Source organism: Streptomyces sp. WI03-4A (assembly GCF_033792105.1).
GTDB lineage: Bacteria > Actinomycetota > Actinomycetes > Streptomycetales > Streptomycetaceae > Streptomyces > Streptomyces collinus_A.
On sequence record NZ_JARAUO010000053.1, the window covers coordinates 1 to 18341 of the forward strand.

Here is an 18341-nt window from a genome sequence, read left to right on the forward strand (position 1 = left end):
TCCCGCTGCCGGCCCGCGTCCCGGCCCCGGTGGCGGCGGTCGCGGTCCCGGCGGTGCCGGTCGTCCCGGTGGCGGCGGCGGTCGTCCCGGTGGCGGCGGCTTCGCCGGTCGTCCCGGTGGTGGCGGTGGCGGCGGCTTCGCCGGTCGTCCCGGCGGTCCCGGTGGCGGTGGCGGCGGCTTCGCCGGCCGTCCGGGTGGTCCCGGCGGTGGCGGCGGTGGCCGTCCCGGCTTCGGCGGCCGTCCCGGTGGTCCCGGTGGCCGCGGTGGCACGCAGGGCGCCTTCGGCCGTCCCGGTGGTCCCGCGCGTCGTGGCCGCAAGTCGAAGCGGCAGAGGCGCCAGGAGTACGAGGCCATGCAGGCCCCGAGCGTCGGCGGCGTGATGCTGCCGCGCGGCAACGGCGAGACCATCCGTCTCTCCCGCGGCGCGTCGCTCACGGACTTCGCGGAGAAGATCAACGCCAACCCGGCGTCGCTCGTCGCGGTCATGATGAACCTCGGCGAGATGGTCACGGCCACGCAGTCGGTCTCCGACGAGACCCTGCAGCTCCTCGCCGGCGAGATGAACTACACGGTTCAGATCGTCAGTCCCGAGGAGGAGGACCGCGAGCTGCTCGAGTCCTTCGACATCGAGTTCGGCGAGGACGAGGGCGACGAGGAGGACCTGGTGGTCCGCCCGCCGGTCGTCACCGTCATGGGTCACGTCGACCACGGTAAGACCCGACTGCTCGACGCCATCCGCAAGACGAACGTCATCGCGGGCGAGGCCGGCGGCATCACCCAGCACATCGGTGCCTACCAGGTCTCCACCGAGGTCAACGACGAAGAGCGCAAGATCACCTTCATCGACACCCCGGGTCACGAGGCGTTCACCGCCATGCGTGCCCGTGGTGCGAAGTCGACCGACATCGCGATCCTGGTCGTCGCGGCCAACGACGGCGTCATGCCGCAGACGGTCGAGGCGCTGAACCACGCCAAGGCGGCCGACGTGCCGATCGTGGTCGCGGTCAACAAGATCGACGTCGAGGGTGCCGACCCGACCAAGGTGCGCGGTCAGCTGACCGAGTACGGCCTGGTGGCCGAGGAGTACGGCGGCGACACGATGTTCGTCGACATCTCCGCCAAGCAGGGTCTGCACATCGACTCGCTGCTGGAGGCCGTGGTCCTCACGGCCGACGCCTCGCTCGACCTGCGGGCCAACCCGGCCCAGGACGCTCAGGGCATCTCGATCGAGTCCCGTCTCGACCGCGGCCGCGGTGCCGTGGCGACGGTCCTCGTCCAGCGAGGCACCCTGCGGGTCGGCGACACGATGGTGGTGGGCGACGCCTACGGCCGCGTGCGCGCCATGCTCGACGACAACGGCAACAACGTCGCCGAGGCCGGCCCGTCGACGCCGGTCCAGGTCCTGGGCCTGACCAACGTCCCGGGTGCGGGTGACAACTTCCTGGTGGTGGACGAGGACCGTACGGCCCGTCAGATCGCCGAGAAGCGTGCCGCCCGTGAGCGCAACGCCGCCTTCGCCAAGCGCACGCGCCGCGTGTCGCTGGAGGACCTGGACAAGGTCCTGAAGGCCGGCGAGGTCCAGCAGCTGAACCTGATCATCAAGGGTGACGCGTCCGGTTCGGTCGAGGCCCTCGAGTCCTCGCTGCTCCAGCTGGACGTCGGCGAAGAGGTCGACATCCGCGTCCTGCACCGCGGCGTCGGTGCGGTCACGGAGTCCGACATCGACCTGGCGATGGGCTCCGACGCCATCGTGATCGGCTTCAACGTCCGCGCGGCCGGCCGCGCGGCGCAGATGGCCGAGCGCGAAGGTGTGGACGTCCGGTACTACTCGGTCATCTACCAGGCGATCGAGGAGATCGAGGCGGCCCTCAAGGGCATGCTCAAGCCGGAGTACGAGGAGGTCGAGCTCGGCACGGCGGAGATCCGCGAGGTCTTCAAGTCGTCCAAGCTGGGCAACATCGCCGGTGTGCTCATCCGGTCCGGCGAGGTCAAGCGCAACACCAAGGCGCGCCTCATCCGCGACGGCAAGGTGGTCGCGGAGAACCTCAACATCGAGGGCCTGCGTCGCTTCAAGGACGACGTCACCGAGATCCGCGAAGGCTACGAGGGTGGTATCAACCTCGGCAACTTCAACGACATCAAGGTCGACGACGTCATCGCGACGTACGAGATGCGGGAGAAGCCGCGGGTGTAGCACCCACGGTGGCTGAAGCTGGCCGACGGGACTCCGGTCCCGTCGGCCAGCGTGCCGTTCCCGGGCCCGCCACGGCGGGTCCGGGCGCGGTAAAACCCCGTCGAGCCCGAGGCGGGAACGGGGTACCGTTCTTGATGTCCCCGGCCACACGGACCCGGGGCCATCGATCCCGGACCGGCGGGTGAACCGGTGACACATGTACGTGGGGACTCTGTCCTTCGACCTGCTCCTCGGCGACGTCCACTCGCTGAAGGAGAAGCGCTCCGTCGTCCGCCCGATCGTCGCCGAACTCCAGCGGAAGTACACCGTGAGCGCGGCGGAGGTGGACCATGTGGACCTCCACCGGCGGGCGATCATCGGCCTCGCCGTGGTCTCCGGCGACGCGACGCACCTCACCGACGTACTGGACCGGTGCGAGCGGCTGGTCGCCGGCCGCCCCGAAGTGGAACTGCTGTCCGTACGACGGCGCATCCACGGCGACGACGACTAGACCCAGAACACCTGAGAACGTAGAAGAAGAAAGAACGGGAGACGGACCAGTGGCCGACAACGCGCGGGCGAAAAGGCTGGCGGACCTCATCCGGGAGGTGGTGGCCCAGAAGCTGCAGCGCGGGATCAAGGACCCGCGGCTCGGCTCGCACGTCACCATCACGGACACCCGGGTCACGGGCGACCTGCGAGAGGCGACCGTCTTCTACACGGTCTACGGGGACGACGAGGAGCGGAAGGAAGCGGCCGCCGGCCTGGAGAGCGCCAAGGGCATCCTGCGCTCCGAGGTGGGCCGCGCCGCGGGCGTGAAGTTCACCCCGACCCTCACCTTCGTCGCGGACGCGCTCCCGGACACCGCCAAGACCATCGAGGACCTCCTCGACAAGGCGCGGCAGTCCGACGAGAAGGTCCGCGAGGCCTCCGCGGGCGCCGCGTACGCGGGTGGCGCCGACCCGTACCGCAAGCCGGCCGACGAAGAGGCCGCCGACACGACCGACACGGACGGCGACGCCGCGGAATGACGCAGAAGCACACCACGCCCGACGGCCTCGTCATCGTCGACAAGCCGTCGGGCTTCACTTCGCACGACGTGGTCGCCAAGATGCGCGGTATCGCACGCACGCGCCGCGTCGGCCACGCCGGCACCCTCGATCCGATGGCGACGGGCGTCCTCGTCCTCGGCGTCGAGCGCGCCACCAAGCTCCTCGGGCACCTCGCCCTCACGGAGAAGGAGTACCTGGGCACCATCCGCCTGGGCCAGAACACCGTCACCGACGACGCCGAGGGGGAAATCACCTCTTCCACCGACGCCTCCAAGGTGACCCGCGACGCCATCGACGCCGGCGTCGCCAAGCTGTCCGGCGACATCATGCAGGTGCCGTCCAAGGTCAGCGCCATCAAGATCGACGGCGTGCGGTCCTACAAGCGGGCCCGCGAGGGTGAGGACTTCGAGATCCCCGCCCGTCCGGTGACCGTCTCCTCCTTCGCCGTGTACGACGTCCGGGACGCCGTGGCCGAGGACGGGACCGCCGTGCTCGACCTGGTGGTCTCGGTGGTCTGCTCCTCCGGCACCTACATCCGGGCCCTCGCCCGTGACCTCGGCGCCGACCTGGGCGTGGGCGGCCATCTGACCGCGCTGCGCCGCACCCGCGTCGGGCCGTACAAGCTGGACGCCGCGAAGACGCTCGAACAGCTCCAGCAGGAGCTGACCGTGATGCCCGTCGCCGAGGCCGCCTCGGCCGCGTTCCCGCGCTGGGACGTCGACGCCAAGCGCTCCCGGCTGCTCCTCAACGGCGTGCGCCTGGAGATGCCCGAGGAGTACACGGGCGCCGGCCCCGTCGCCGTGTTCGGCCCCGAGAGCCGCCTCCTCGCCCTGGTCGAGGAGCACAAGGGCAAGGCGAAGAGCCTGGCCGTCTTCGGCTGACCCTGAGCACCCCGCCACGGGCACTGCCCGTGGAGCGGCGGCCACGGGGTACTGCCACTCGCCGCCGCTCCACGGTCCCCCCTCGGTTCCCCCACCCCTAGGGTTATCCAGCCGCTCCCGCGTATTCACCCGACCGGGCAGGCGCTCGGAGTGAAGCGGGGGAGCGGAAGGGGGCGCTTTCCCCTTGCGACCTGTCCCGCTGATCATCACGTGCCTACCGTCGAAGGTGAGGACACGTGGACAGGGGCGTGGCAGGGGCGGGGAGGTAGGCCATGGCGGGACCGAGCGGTGAGGCGAGCCGTACCGGTGCCCCCGGCGCGCCGGCCGACCGTACGGAAGCGCGCGCCTCCGGCGACTACGCGGACGCGGCAGGCGCAGCCGCCGACCGGGAGCACGCTGCGGGTGGCGTCGCCGACCGTGCGCACGAGGCGGCCGCCGGCGCCGACCGCGCGGGAGTGACCGCGCTCCCGGGCCGCGCCGAAAGCACCGGTCCCGCCGTCGCGCCGGCTCGCACGGACGTCCTCGTCCGGATCCACGACCTGGCCGGCCGGCCACGCGGCATCGGCTTCCTCGCCGACCACGACGGCACACTCCTCACCAGCCACGAGGCCGTCGACGGGCTCGCCCGGCTGGTGCTGCACGCGGGACCCGGCCGCACCTGCGTGGTCGGCGCCGACGCCGTCACCGCGCTGCCCGAGCAGGACCTGGCCCTGATCCGCACCGAGGGCCTGGACGTCGAGCCACTGCCCCTGACCACCCGTGAACACGTCGAGGCCGGCACCTACGTCCGCATCGCCGCGGGCTGCTGGCGCGAGGCGCGGGTGCTGGCCGCCACCCAGGTGACGTACACCGCGACCGACCGCTTCCACCTCATCGAGGACGCCCTGGAACTGGCCGTCGGCACGGCCGGCCAGGACGCCCTCCGGCTCGGCGGAGGGGCCGCCGGGGGACCGGTGCTGAACGCGGAGACCGGCACGGTGCTCGGTGTCCTCGGCACCGCCCTGCACTCCGCCCGCCGCGACTACGGTTTCGCGGTCCCGCTGCGGCCCGCCGAGGGCCCCCTGGCCGAGCTGCTCGTCCGCAACGCGGCCACCGTGCCCGCCTACGGCGCGGACCTCAACCTGGCCGGCGTCCTCGAACTGACCGCCACCTCGGTGGGCCAGGACGGCCCCACGGACAGCCACGCCCTCCACGCCGGCGGCACCGGCCCCGCACAGCCGGTACGCCCGGTCGAACGGGCCGACGTGGCAGGGGAGTTGTCCGCCTTCACGGTCGGCGACCGCCGCGTGCTCGGCCTCGTCGGCGCCCCCGGCAGCGGCCGTACGACGGAACTCGCGGCCCTCGCCGGCCGCCGCGGCCGGACCGAGCCGCCCCAGCCCACCCTGTGGCTGCGCGGCGCCGACCTGAAGGACACCGACGACTCGGTGGCCGACGCCGCCCGCCGCGCCCTGCGCCGCGCCGCCCGCATCGTCGCCGCCTCGCGCGGCACGCACCCCACCGACCTGGGCGACCTCACCCCCACGCGCCTGGCCCGCCTCGCCCGGCAGGCAGGCCGCCCGCTGCTGCTCCTGCTCGACGGCCCCGAGGAGATGCCGTCGGCCCTCGCCCAGCGGCTGCCCGCGTGGACCGGGGGGACGGCCGACTGGCTGCGGGCGACCGGGGCACGCCTTGTGGTGGCCTGCCGGGAGGAGCACTGGGAGCGGGCCGGCGCCGAGTTCCCGGCGGACCTGCTGCACGGGTCGCGGCACGGCGGGCACGCACTGCCGCCGTGCGTCCCGCTGTCCGGCCTCAGCGAGGACGAGGCCCGCCTGGCCCGCGCCCGCCACGGCATCCCCGACGGCGCGCTCACCGGCCGCGACGCCCGCCACCCGCTCACCCTGCGCCTGTTCTCCGAGGTCCGCGCCGCACTCCCCGACGCGGCCCCCGCCCGGCCCGTCGACCGGCACGAGGTCTTCGCCGCCCACCTCGACCTCGTGTGCCTGCGCGTCGCGGTCCGCCTCGCCGCCGGCAACGGCCTGCGCGGCACGGCAGTACGGCGGCTCGCGGCCCGGGTCGCCGGGCAGGTGCACGAGGCCGCGCGGCGCAGCCTCGGCCCCGGCCAGGGCCACCTGGACCGCGCCTCCTTCGAGGAGCTGTTCCCCTGGGGACCCGCCCCGGCCCGGCTCGGCGGCGGCTCCGGCTGGGCCTCCGCCGTCCTCACCGAAGGACTCCTGGTCCCCGCCGGCCCCGGCTACCGCTTCGCCCACGAGGAACTGGCCGACTGGATCCAGGGCACGCACCTCGACCTCGACGAGGCCCTGGACGCCCTGATCCACCGCCCCCACCCGCCGGGCGGCACCGAGCCGCTCCCCGTCCCGCACCACCGGGCAGGCCCGGTCGTCCAGTCCCTGCTCCTCCTCGGCCGCCAGCAGGGACCCGGCGAACTCGGCGCCCGCCTGTGCGACCTGGCCGACGCCCTGGACCGGGACCCCGCCTCCTGGTGGGCCGCCCGGCTGCTGGGCCGCACCCTGCTCCAGGTCCCGGACGCGACGCCGTACACGGACGTCCTCCGCCTGCTCGCCGACCACATCGTCGACCGCCGTCGCGAACAGCGGCTCGTACCGGCCGAGTTCGGCCCCACCTTCTGGACCGAGCTGCCCCTCCCGGACGCGGAACGCTGCGCGCTGCTGCGCCGCCTGGTGCTGGCCGACGTCGCACCGTCCGGCCCCGGCGACCGCGAGGAGCACGCCGGCGAGCGCTACCTCGACGCCGCCGCCCGGCTGCTCGCCGCAGACCCCATCGCCGTACAGCCCCATCTGATCGCGTGGTTCGACGACGAGCGGCCACTGCCCGCGACCCCGTACGCCACCGTCGCCACCGCCGCGCAGGCGCTGCTGCACACCCACCGGCACGACGCCCTGGACGAACTGACCGAACAGCTCGTGCGCAGCCCGCACCCCAGAGCCGACGAGCTGCTCGCCGTCCTCGCCGAGGACGAGCCCTCCGCCGTCTGCCGTGCCGTCGACCGCTGGGCGCACCACGAGCACCCCGCCCGGCGGGCCGCGGCCCTGGCCTCCGGGCTGCGCGTGGCCGCCCACGCCCACGCGCCCGCCGACCGCGAGCTGCTGCGCTACGCCGCCCTCGCCCTGCTCGCCCGCCCCGTCGACCGCCCCCTGCACGGCGGCGCGCTCACCCTCCTGGTCCGCGACCCGCAGACCCGCGCCCGGTACCTCGCCGAAGCCCTGCGCCACTTCGCCGACGGCGACCCGCGGATCCCGCCCGACGCCCTGATCCCCGTCCTGACCACCCACGCCGGACCCGTCCTGGAGGCCTTCGGGGCCCGCCTGGCCGGCGGTCCGGACACCGGGGAGACGCTGCACGCCCTCGCCGGCGTCACCAACCCGGCGCTCACCGGCCGGATCGCCGCGCTGATCCAGGAGACGGCGGCACCGCGGCCCGAGGCCGCCGGTCACCTGGCCGCCTACGTCGACCGCCGCCTCGACACCGGCCCGACCGCCCGCGCCACCCTGCTGCCCCTGGTCACCGCCCTGGTCGACAGCGGCTCCGACCGGGTCAGGGCGGCCCTCGCCGGCGTCCTCGCCACCCCCGGCGCCCCGGCCTCCCGCGCCCTGCGCGACGAGTTGCTCGACGTCCTGCTCACCCACGAGCGTGACCCGGACGTCCTGGACGCCGTCCTGCACGCGGCGGCCCCTCACGGCGACGGCCGCGACGCGGAGCTGCGCGCCCTGGTCCACCGCACGGGCCTGCTCCTCGGCCGCACCCCCGAGGGCGCCACCCGTTTCGACTGGAGCCTGGTCGTCCTGGCCCGGCACGTCCCCGGCTTCGCCGCCCTGATGGCCCGCTGGCTGGGCGAGACCCCGCAGGACTGGGCCGCGGTGGTGGGCCCCAGCGCCCACCGCATGATCGAGAACCTGGCGGGGGTGCGGGTGCCGGCCTGACCGGCCGGCCGCGCGGGTGTGAACGTGCGCCCGGTCACAGCCTCCATGCCGATGCGGGCCGAAGGCACCCGGCATGGCACCCTTAGACCTGCACACGAGGTCAACGGTAGACACGGACACGGGTTCGAGGAGCGGTCACAGTGCAGCGCTGGCGTGGCTTGGAGGACATCCCCCAGGACTGGGGGCGCAGCGTCGTCACCATCGGTTCCTACGACGGCGTCCACCGCGGCCACCAGCTGATCATCAAGCACGCGGTGGACCGCGCGCGTGAGCTGGGCGTCCCGGCCGTCGTCGTCACCTTCGACCCGCACCCCAGCGAGGTCGTCCGCCCCGGCAGCCACCCGCCGCTGCTCGCCCCGCACCACCGCCGTGCCGAGCTGATGGCGGACCTGGGCGTCGACGCGGTCCTCGTCCTCCCCTTCACCACCGAGTTCTCGAAGCTGTCGCCCGCCGACTTCGTGGTCAAGGTCCTGGTCGACAAGCTGCACGCCAAGGCGGCCGTCGAGGGCCCGAACTTCCGCTTCGGCCACAAAGCCGCGGGCGACGTCGAGTTCCTCGCCGAACAGGGCAAGATCTACGACTTCGAGGTCGAGGTCGTCGACCTGTACGTCTCCGGCGAGGCCGGCGGCGGACAGCCCTTCTCCTCCACGCTGACCCGGCGCCTGGTCACCGAGGGCGACGTGGCCGGCGCCCGGGAGATCCTGGGCCGCCCGCACCGCGTGGAGGGCGTGGTCGTCCGCGGCGCCCAGCGCGGCCGCGAACTGGGCTTCCCGACGGCCAACGTCGAGACGCTCCCGCACACCGCGATCCCCGCCGACGGCGTCTACGCGGGCTACCTGCACGCGCAGGGCGAGATCATGCCGGCCGCCATCTCGGTGGGCACCAACCCGCAGTTCGACGGCACCGAGCGCACGGTGGAGGCGTACGCCATCGACCGCGTCGGCCTCGACCTGTACGGCCTGCACGTCGCCGTCGACTTCCTCGCCTACGTCCGCGGCCAGGCCAAGTTCGAGTCGCTGGAAGCCCTGCTGGAGCAGATGGCCGAGGACGTGAAGCGCTGCCGAGAGATCGTCGCGGCGGAGGCGTAGCCCCCCGCGGTACCCGTGACATACGAGGGCGGCCGGTGCACTGAGCACCGGCCGCCCTCGGTCGTGTCGCCCTACTGCTGCGGGGGCGCCTGCGGCGGCTGCCCCTGCGGGACCTGTTGGCCCTGGTGGGGCTGAGCCTGCGGCTGCGGCTGCGGCTGCGGCTGCGGCTGCGGGGCCTGGGCGGCCTGCTCCGGCTGGGTCTGGGGCTGGGGCTGCCCGGGCTGGGGGTAGCCGGGCTGCGGCGGGTACGGCTGGCCGGGGGCGCCCTGCGCGTAGGGCTGCGGTGCCGGCTGCTGCCCCGGATACGGCTGCCCCGGCTGTCCCTGCTGCGGCGGGTAGGGCTGCTGCGCCTGCTGGGGCGGGTACGGCTGCCCGGCCTGGCCCTCCTGCGGCGGGTACGGCTGCTGCCCCGGTGCGGGGAACGGCTGACCCGGCGCGGGCGCGGGCGGGTACGGCTGGCCCGGCGCCTGCGGGTACGGCTGACCAGGGGCCTGCGGGTACGGCTGACCGGGGACCTGCCCGTACAACTGGCCCGGCGCCGGCTGTCCCGGCATCGGCTGGCCGGGCATCTGGTGGCCCGGCATCGGCGGGGCGGCCACCGGCGGCGGGTTGCCGTCGTTGGTCCACAGCCCGTGCGCCTGCTGGTGCCGTACGAAGTCCTCGGCCACCATCGCGGCGAGGTTGAAGTACGCCTCCCGCACCTTCGGCCGCATCATGTCGAGGTCGACTTCGGCACCGGCGGCCAGGTGCTCGTCGAACGGCACCACGATCACCCCGCGGCAGCGCGTCTCGAAGTGGGACACGATGTCGTCGACCTTGATCATCTTGCCGGTCTCGCGGACCCCGGAGATGACGGTGATCGACCGCGAGACGAGATCGGCGTAACCGTGTGCCGACAGCCAGTCCAGCGTCGTGCTGGCGCTGCTCGCACCGTCGACGGACGGGGTGGAGACGATGATGAGCTGGTCGGCGAGGTCGAGTACCCCGCGCATCGCGCTGTAGAGCAGACCGGTGCCGGAGTCGGTGAGGATGACCGGGTACTGCCTGCCGAGCACGTCGATGGCGCGCCGGTAGTCCTCGTCGTTGAACGTGGTCGAGACGGCCGGGTCGACGTCGTTGGCGATGATCTCCAGACCGGAGGACGCCTGGGACGTGAACCGGCGGATGTCCATGTACGAGTTGAGGTACGGGATCGCCTGGACCAGGTCGCGGATGGTCGCCCCGGTCTCCCGGCGCACCCGGCGGCCGAGCGTGCCGGCGTCCGGGTTGGCGTCGATGGCGAGGATCTTGTCCTGCCGCTCGGAGGCGAGCGTGGAGCCCAGGGCGGTGGTGGTCGTCGTCTTGCCGACACCGCCCTTGAGGCTGATGACCGCTATCCGGTAGCAGGACAGCACCGGCGTGCGGATCAGCTCCAGCTTCCGCTGCCGCTCGGCCTCCTCCTTCTTGCCGCCCAGCTTGAAGCGGGACGACGCGGCGGCGGGCCGGCCGCTCTTGGCCTTCTGCTTACGGTTGTTGAGCAGCCGGTCCGAGGACAGCTCAACGGCCGCCGTGTAACCCAGCGGCGCGGCACCCGGGTTGGTCGGCTGCCGCTGGTCGTGCTGGACGGGCTGCGGCCAGGCGGCACCGGCTCGCGGGTCGACTGCCTGCGGCGGCGCGGGCTGCTGCGGCACCTGCCCCGGCTCGCCACCCTGCGGGGACACGCCCTCCTGCTGGGGGAAGCCGTAACCGCCCTGCTGGGCCGGGGGGTTGGGAGTGCTGGGCTGCTGCGGGAAGCCGTATCCGCCGGGCGGGGTAGGTCCGGTGGGTCCGCCGGGCGCGGCGGACTGCTGCTCGGGCTGGGGGAAGCCGTAGCCGCCCGGCGGGGTGGCCCCGTTCGGGACCGGCTGCTGCCCCTGCTGCGGGAAGCCGTAGCCACCGGGGGGAGTGGGTCCGGGCTGCTGCGCGGCGGCCGACGGCTGTCCGGGCATCGGGCCGGGGACGCCCGGCTGGTTCCAGGCGGCGGGCGCGGGCTGCGGAGCCTGCGGCTGGAACGGCTGCTGCGGCCCGGGCACACCCTCGGGCCCCTGCGCGGCGGCGGGCTGCGGCTGACCGGGGACCGGCCCCGGCTGCTGCGGCGCGGGCTGCGCGGGCCACTGGGCCGCCGGGGCGGGAGCGGCGGGCTGGTACGACGGCGGCAGCGGCGGCAGCCCGCCCTGCGGCGAGGAGGGCGGCGGCGCCCAGGCGGGCGGAGCACCTTGCGGCTGCGGCTGCGGCTGCGGCTCGGGCGCGGGCGGCGCGACGTGCGGGGCACCCTGACCGGCAGCGGCGCTGTCGGCTCCGGTGTGCTCGGGCGTGCTGTTCCGCGTGACGGCGTCCGTGGACTGCGGTGCGAGGGGCGGCGCGGCGTCGGGGGACACGGCGTCAGAGGAGGGCTCCGCAGGAGACTTGGCGTCGGCTTCGGCCTCGGCGGACGCCGCGTCGGTGGGCTCGGCGGTGGCGGTGGCCGTGCCGGCCGCCTGGGGCGAAGCGACGCCGGCGCCCTCGGCGCCCTCGGCGCCGTCAGCGTTGCCGGCGTTGCCACCCTCCCCGACCCCGGTCGCGTCCCCGGCCGGGCGGCCCTCTTCGGCCTCGTCCTCGGCCTTGATGTCGACCTGGGCCGCGTCGGTGGCCGTGCTGTCGTCGTCACCGGTGTCCTCGGCGTCGGTCACAGCCGCACCAGGCTCGCCGTCCCCGGCGTCACCCGCGGAGGACGCCTCGGCCGGAGCCTCACCAGCGGATACGGCGCTGCCGTCGCCCCCTGCGCCGGCCTCGCCGCCAGAACCCCCAGCGGGACTCTCGTCGGCACCGTCGGCCTTCTCACCGGCCGCCGCGCGCTCGGCGATCTCGGCCATCTCACGCTTCAGGGCGGCGGCGGAGAACCGCATGGTCGCTCCGCTCTCGAGGTCCCCGTTGTCCGGCTCAGGGGCCGGTGCGGGGGCCGCGGCAGCGGCCGGAGCCTCCGGCGGCGACGGCTGCCGGGACTGCTGGGGCTCGAACCCTTCGGGCAGCCTAGGCATCGGAACCGGATTCCCGGTCGGCGGCACGGGCGGAGCGTACGGAGCACCGGCGGCAGGAGCGGGAGCGGCGTAGGGAGCACCGGTGGGCGGAGGGTAGGAGGCACCAGTCCCGGGCGCGGGCGGTGCGGGAGGAGCCGGCGGGGCGTACGGAGGATAGGGAGCCGCCGGAGCCGCCGTACCGGCGGCAGGCGTCGCATGCGGCGGCGGAGGAGTCGGCTGCGCGACGGGCGCCCCAGGAACGAACGGGGGAAGCGGCGAGCCACCGCCGCCGGCCGGACCGCCGGCCGTACCCGAACCGGGAACGAACGGGGGAAGCGGCGAGCCACCGCCGCCGGCCGGACCGCCGGCCGTACCCGAACCATGCGCCCCACCGACACCACCGGCACCGCTGGCACCTTCAGCCCCCACAGGACCACCGGCACCCGCAACGCCCCCCGCAGCCGCAACGCCGCCGGACCCGGCCGGCCCCGCACCGCCGGAGGCGCCGCCCCCTCCGGCCCCCGTGGACGCGTTCTGCGCGTTCTGCGTGTACCAGGCGGGCGGGGCGTAGTCGATGGTGAACTCGCCCGTGGTCTCGATGGCCGACTCCGCGTCGGGCTGGTCATCGTCGGGTGTGGCCCAGCCCCCGCGGATCCCGTCCCGATCGCTGCTCACAGTTCCTCCTGGTGTGGTCGAGCACCCTCATGCCGTGCCGGGGCGACCATGTCGTGTCGTTCAAGTCGTCCGTGGTCCTTCGAGGCGGTCCGGACCACCGGCCCTCCCCCTGGGACGACGACGCCTGGTCCACGGGTTCGGCATCGCGCCCGCACCCAGCCTAATCACCAGGAGGCACACCTCGGCAGGCCCGCCCGCCCCTGGGCTCGCGCGGACGGGCACGAGCCGCGGCCGAACCACGGGCAAACCGAGGGGAATCCACCTACGAGCGGCACCCGGACGCCACATGGGCGACACAAGAGGGCCGAACAAAAGGGACGGCAGGGGCGGTTCAGTCCATCCGGCGCGGTGTGCCCAACAATCCGATCTCGGCGTCGGTGGGTTGGGTCATCACGTACTGCCGGTCACGGTCGGTGCACCACAGGGTGACACCGTCGGGCAGGCCCGGCAGCGAGTCGACCTCGGTACGCGAAAGCCCCATCGTGCGCCCGAGTTCGGCGGCCTCGTCGGGCGAGACCCGCTGGATGCCGGTGAGCCGGGCCTGCCGCAGCAAGCGGGGCGCGACGGGACTGAGATACGGCAGGAGCGTCAGCACGGACTGCCAGGGACCCGACACCACCCGGCCGCGCGGCGGCCGCATGCCGCAGTCCCGCACCACCAGGACGGGCGTACCCGCCGAGGCGCCCTGCGGGGGCACGCGCCCCACCTCGTACACGGCGAGGCCGTTCTGCCCGCCGCCCATGGCGTGCACCATCTGCATCCACGCCTGCGGCCGACCGGTCTCCACGGCGACCCGCGCCCCGGTGGCCGCCGTACGCAGCGCCAGCACCTGGGCCGTCCACAGGCCACCGATGAGCACGACGTCGTACGGCGTGGGCCGGTTGATCCCCAGCACCGCCGGCTGCCCCTCGGCATCCACCCCGGCGACCACACCGTCGTCCCCGATGGGGAGGGCGAGCGTGTCGACCTGTTCCAGGGACAGCACGTGCCGCGGATGCCGGGGTCCGAGCAGGCCGAAACCGGTGCGCAGCCGCTCGCCGAAACCGGGCGTCTCCGAGGTCCGGCCCGACGGGGCGGCGGTGGTCGTCCTGGCCATCAGCGGGCACCTCCGAGCGGCAGGCTGGCGAGAACGCCGGGGAGTTGTTCCCGGTCGAGGCGGGCGAGGCCGGTACGTGCCTGTCGCGCCGCGCGCTCCAGATCACGCCGTGCGTCGGTCAGCTCCTGGTTGCTGCGACCGGTGATGCGGACATGGCCGGTGATCGTCACGTCCCGCTGCGCGCCCTTGGCCAGGGTCAGACTGAAGGTCGTCGCCAGGGCCGGGACCGCGGTCAACTGCGCCACCAACTGGGCCAGCGAACTCCCGGATCCGCCCAGGGAGGGCCAGCGGCGCACCCAGTAGGTGGTGTGCCGGCGGTTGTCGCAGCGCCAGCTCCGACCGGACTCTTCGGTTCGGCGCTGGGGCGCCTCGCCCCGCCCGGTCTGGGCGGCCTGAGCGGTGATCATCGGATTGGCGCACGCGGAGGTGGCGATGGCGGCCGTCAGCTCCTCCTCGGTCAGCACGCTCGCCCTGAACCCGGCACCCGTCAGCCGGCTCGACAGATGCTGGGCGGAGCGTGCCAGACACTTCTGGGCTCCCTGCAGGCCGCCGCCACGCGCGGCCACCGCCTCCGGGCACAGTTCGGGGTCGAGTTTCAGGGCTATCCAGGTGATGCGCACGGAGGGGGAGCCCGTCTGGGCCTGCAGCGGGGCGTAGTTGCTGACCACGACCGACTGCTGGGGCAGATGGAGCGCCGGTGCGGGTTGCGTGTGCACCACGATCTGGGCCGACTCCAGGTGGATCCCGTCCACGTCGAGGACGTCCCGTACCAGAGCCACCGGCAGCGATCTGCGGCTGTGTTCCGCGCGCAGCGCGTCGGCGTCCGACTCGACCTGGAGCACCGCGGTGAGGAAGCCGCCGTCGCCCACCATGCCGATCGGCCGCTGGTCGCGGTCGTCGCCGCGGTTGTAGCTGTACGTGCGCAGGGCCGGGTCGCACTCCACGGCGGGCGCGAGACCGGAGTCGGTTCCCTGCGGCACCACGTTGCCCGCGGCCCGCCGGTTGCGGGCGCGCAGGGCCAGCAGTGTGCCGAGCCATTCCGGCATGGAGCGGCCCCGGCGCCGTACGACGGCGAGGGCCACCAGCACCGCGGCGATCACGACGGCGACGATCAGGGCGACCGTGCCCGCGAGCCAACCGCACACCACGAGTGCACCCGCGATCTCCAGCAGCACCAGTCGCTGCACCGCGAACGAACCGCCGCGTCCCGAGCGGGACTCCGGGTGCGGAGTGAAGGCGCCCTGCTGGGACGGGGGTGAGGGGCGGCCGTCCGGCCGGGAGGAGGACGAGCCTCCGGCCCGCGACCGACCCGCGTCATCCGCTCGTGCCCCCGATTGCGATCGCGACCGGGTCCGCGTTGCGGAAGTCATCACTCCAAACCCCCCGAACTCTCCCGAAAACCCTGGTGCTCCGGTCTCTTCAAGCCCTGAGCAGCCTACCCGTGCCACACGCACACCCGCGTAACAGGCATAGTAGGGGCCGGGTCTGACAGTCGAGGCACCAGAGGCAATCGAGGGCGGGGGACGGATCTTCACAGGTCCCTCACGGCTCCGCAACGGGGAGAGAGCGGACAGAGATGGCATCACGGCGGGACGAACTCAACGCCTACACCTTCGCGAAGCGCCGCACGCTCGCATCATTCCTGCAGCCGTCCCCCTACGGTTCGGAGGAGGGGGCTCCCAAGCCCCTCGGCGCGCTGGTGCCCGGCCTCGTCGTCGGCGTCGTGATCCTCGCGGTGTTCGGCGCGATCGGCATGTTCAGCCCGACGGCGCCCAAGGGCTGGGACGAGCCCGAGGAACACGTCATCGTGGCCAGCAAGTCCACCACTCGCTATGTCGTGTTGAAGACGGGCAAGCAGAAGCAACTGCATCCGGTTCTCAACATGGCCTCGGCGAAGCTGCTCCTGGACCCCAGCAAGGCCAGCGTCATCACCGTCGACGAGAAGGTCCTCGACAGCGGCAAGCCCCCGCACGGCGCCACCATCGGCATCCCGTACGCCCCCGATCGGCTGCCCTCGCCGGACGAGGCCGAGGCCGCCAAGCGCTGGGCGGTCTGCGAACGCCCCGGCGACGGCGGCCGGGCCATCCAGAAGGCGGCCTTCGTCCTCTCGAAGAAGGAATGGGCCAGGACGGACGGGCGTGACAAGCTCACCGGCGGCGATCTGATGTACGTCGTCGCTCCGGACGGCAAGACGCAGTACGTCGTCGACGCCGGGGGCACGGCGTACAAGATCGCCGATCCGAGTGACAAGAATCTGCTCAAGGCCCTCGACACCCAGGGCCGCGCGCCGCAGCGCGTCTCCCAGGACTGGCTCGACACCCTCCACCAGGGGACGCCGGTCGCGATCCCGCGGATCGAGGGGACGCCGGGCGCCGACGCCCACAGCGGCAGCCTGCTGGGGCAGTACGACAAGGTCGGTGAGGTCGTCAAGGCGTGGGACGGGCAGACGATGCGGTACTACGTCGCGCTGCGGGGGAAGGTGGCCCGCATCTCCGAGTTCACCGCCACGCTCCTGCTCAACAGCGGTCAGCTCGTCGACGTGGGCCAGGCCGGTGAGGCGCAGAAGGTCAGCCCCGGAGCGGTCGGCGACAGCACCGAGTTCGACGAAAACAAGACCTGGCCGACGTACAAGCCGAAGATGGTGAACGACGGGTCCAGCACCACCAGCGGCCGGAACACGGTCTGCAACGTGCTGCGTTCGGTCGGCGCCAAGGGCAGGACCACCCTGTCGACCTGGGTGGGCACGGACTTCCCGGCCCAGCTGCCCACCGGCTCGTCCAGCGCGTACGTCACCGCCGGCTCCGGTCTGCTGTACCGCCAGTTCCAGGGCACCGAGACATCGGTCGGCGGTGTCTTCCTGGTCACCGACACGGGTCTGCGGTACGCCCTCCAGTCCAACAGCGACAGCGCCACGGACGACAAGGGGATCGGTACCTCCGCCGAGAAGCGCAAGCAGGAACTCGGCGAGGCGAGGATCGCGCAGACGCACCTCGGCTACGCGAAGGTGAGGCCCACTCCCGTCCCCAAGGAGTGGTCGACGTTCCTGCCGACGGGTCCGCGCCTGTCGGAGGCGGCGGCGCGGCAGCCGCAGGGCTCCTAGCAGCGGGTGGAGGGGACCGAACTCATGCAGAAGGCGAAGGCGTCGGGGGCCCGGCGGGCGGGAGCCGCGGGCCGGGCAGCGGTCGTGGCGGCCGCGGTGGTCCTCACCGCGACGACCACGGTGATCGCCCTCCCCGCCTCCCCGGCCCGGGCCGACGACGGGCAGTGCACGTTTCCGTCGAAGCCGTACGCGGGCCGGCCGTGGGCGCTGCAGCGCGTCAACCTGGACGAACTGTGGGCGGAGTCCACCGGCAAGGGCGTCCAGGTAGCCGTGATCGACACAGGGGTGGACGTCAAGAACCCCCAGCTCACCCAAGCCGTGGCAGTCTCGAAGGGCAGGAATCTGTTGCCCGAGAAGAACGGCAAGGGCGAGAAGATAGACCGGGGGAACAAGTCCGGCACCACGGACACGGTCGGTCACGGGACACGCGTGGCGGGCATCATCGCGGCCCGTCCGGCCAGGGGGACGGGCTTCGCCGGCCTCGCCCCCGGCGCGACGATCATCCCGATCAAGCAGAACGACGCCGAAGGCGACGGCACCGCCGACTCCCTGGCCTCGGCGATCCGCTACGCGGTACAGGCGGGCGCGGGCGTCATCAACATCTCCCAGGACACGGCCAAGGCGCTCGATCCCAGGAACTCGACCCTGAAGGACGCCATCGACTACGCCCTGGAACGGCGTGTCGTGGTCGTCGCGTCGGCCGGCAACGACGGCCTCGGCGGCAACGTCAAGGTGACGTACCCGGCGTCCTACGAAGGTGTGCTGGCAGTGGCGGCGTCAGACCGCAACAACGAACGGGCGCCCTTCTCACAGTCGGGAGACTTCGTGGGCGTGGCTGCTCCCGGCGTCGACATGATCTCCACGGTTCCGGGCAACGGCCACTGCTCCGACAACGGCACGAGCTTCTCGGCGCCCTACGTGGCCGGTGTGGCCGCCCTGTTGAAGGCCAAGTACCCCAAGTGGACGGCGCAGGAGGTCGTGGCCCAGATCGAGCAGACCGCGGAACGCTCGATCCCCGGCCGCGACCGGCTGGTCGGCTGGGGTGTGGTGGACCCGGTGAAGGCGCTGACGGACGCGGATCCGGAGCACCCGGTCGAGTCGCCGAAGCCGGTGGACGGGGTGGCCAGGGGCGAGGCCCCGTCCGTCACACCGCTGCACTTCGGAGAGACGGCGGAGGAGCGCGACACCCGCCTGGCGACGTACGTCGTCGTGGGTGGACTCGTCCTGGTGGCGGGCCTCGGCGGCACGGCCGTGGCGGTACGGGACGCGCGGCGCAGACGCGGGCGGCGGCCCGAGCTCGGATCACGGACGCGCTGACCCGAGG

Annotated in this window: 11 protein-coding genes and 1 pseudogene; 8 read left to right on the top strand and 4 right to left on the bottom strand. The window is 73.5% G+C overall.

Annotated elements, in window-relative coordinates; genetic code table 11:
- The 6 genes from infB to PV343_RS35745 all read left to right on the top strand — a co-directional run.
- On the top strand, positions 1 to 2194 hold a 2194-nt coding region (gene infB / locus PV343_RS35720; protein ID WP_319151196.1), incomplete at its 5' end, for a translation initiation factor IF-2.
- Positions 2195 to 2390: 196 nt separating this feature from the next.
- Positions 2391 to 2684, top strand: coding sequence for a DUF503 domain-containing protein (locus tag PV343_RS35725; protein WP_020942564.1), 294 nt, complete (start codon positions 2391 to 2393; stop codon positions 2682 to 2684).
- A 49-nt stretch (positions 2685 to 2733) separates the two neighbouring features.
- Entirely contained in the window at positions 2734 to 3204 is a 471-nt protein-coding gene (gene rbfA, locus PV343_RS35730) for a 30S ribosome-binding factor RbfA (protein WP_319151197.1), read from the top strand.
- The gene (gene truB / locus PV343_RS35735) at positions 3201 to 4106 is read left to right on the top strand and encodes a tRNA pseudouridine(55) synthase TruB (protein ID WP_319151198.1); all 906 of its coding nucleotides are present in this window, start codon (positions 3201 to 3203) and stop codon (positions 4104 to 4106) included. The genes rbfA and truB overlap by 4 nt, the downstream gene beginning before the upstream one ends.
- A 272-nt stretch (positions 4107 to 4378) precedes the next feature.
- Positions 4379 to 8044: a trypsin-like peptidase domain-containing protein gene (locus PV343_RS35740; RefSeq protein WP_319151199.1), complete on the top strand. Its 3666-nt coding sequence runs from the start codon at positions 4379 to 4381 to the stop codon at positions 8042 to 8044.
- Between the two features lie 140 nt (positions 8045 to 8184).
- On the top strand, positions 8185 to 9132 hold the full coding sequence (locus PV343_RS35745) for a bifunctional riboflavin kinase/FAD synthetase (protein ID WP_319151200.1): 948 nt from the start codon (positions 8185 to 8187) through the stop codon (positions 9130 to 9132).
- A 71-nt stretch (positions 9133 to 9203) separates the two neighbouring features.
- On the opposite strand, the gene PV343_RS35750 is transcribed toward PV343_RS35745, so the two are convergent.
- From PV343_RS35750 to eccE, 4 genes and pseudogenes are all read right to left on the bottom strand, one after another.
- Positions 9204 to 12035, bottom strand: a complete 2832-nt coding sequence (locus tag PV343_RS35750) for an AAA family ATPase (RefSeq protein ID WP_415923535.1) — start codon at positions 12033 to 12035, stop codon at positions 9204 to 9206.
- Positions 12036 to 12740: 705 nt separating this feature from the next.
- Positions 12741 to 12821, bottom strand: a pseudogene (locus tag PV343_RS40500) (SCO5717 family growth-regulating ATPase); the annotation flags it as partial.
- A gap of 331 nt (positions 12822 to 13152) precedes the next feature.
- Positions 13153 to 13917 (bottom strand): hypothetical protein, encoded by a 765-nt coding sequence (locus PV343_RS35755; protein WP_319151202.1) that lies wholly within the window; start codon positions 13915 to 13917, stop codon positions 13153 to 13155.
- Positions 13917 to 15104 carry a type VII secretion protein EccE gene (eccE, locus tag PV343_RS35760; protein ID WP_388240961.1) on the bottom strand — a complete coding sequence of 396 codons (1188 nt, stop codon included), beginning with the start codon at positions 15102 to 15104 and terminating at the stop codon, positions 13917 to 13919. Before eccE ends, PV343_RS35755 begins: the two co-directional genes overlap by 1 nt.
- A 389-nt stretch (positions 15105 to 15493) precedes the next feature.
- Between eccE and eccB the strand changes: the two genes are divergently transcribed.
- Both eccB and mycP read left to right on the top strand, forming a co-directional pair.
- Complete coding sequence (gene eccB / locus PV343_RS35765) at positions 15494 to 17017, top strand: type VII secretion protein EccB (RefSeq protein ID WP_319151204.1); 1524 nt, start codon at positions 15494 to 15496, stop codon at positions 17015 to 17017.
- 24 nt (positions 17018 to 17041) lie between these two features.
- Entirely contained in the window at positions 17042 to 18334 is a 1293-nt protein-coding gene (gene mycP / locus PV343_RS35770) for a type VII secretion-associated serine protease mycosin (RefSeq protein ID WP_319151205.1), read from the top strand.
- The last annotated feature ends 7 nt before the right edge of the window (positions 18335 to 18341 follow it).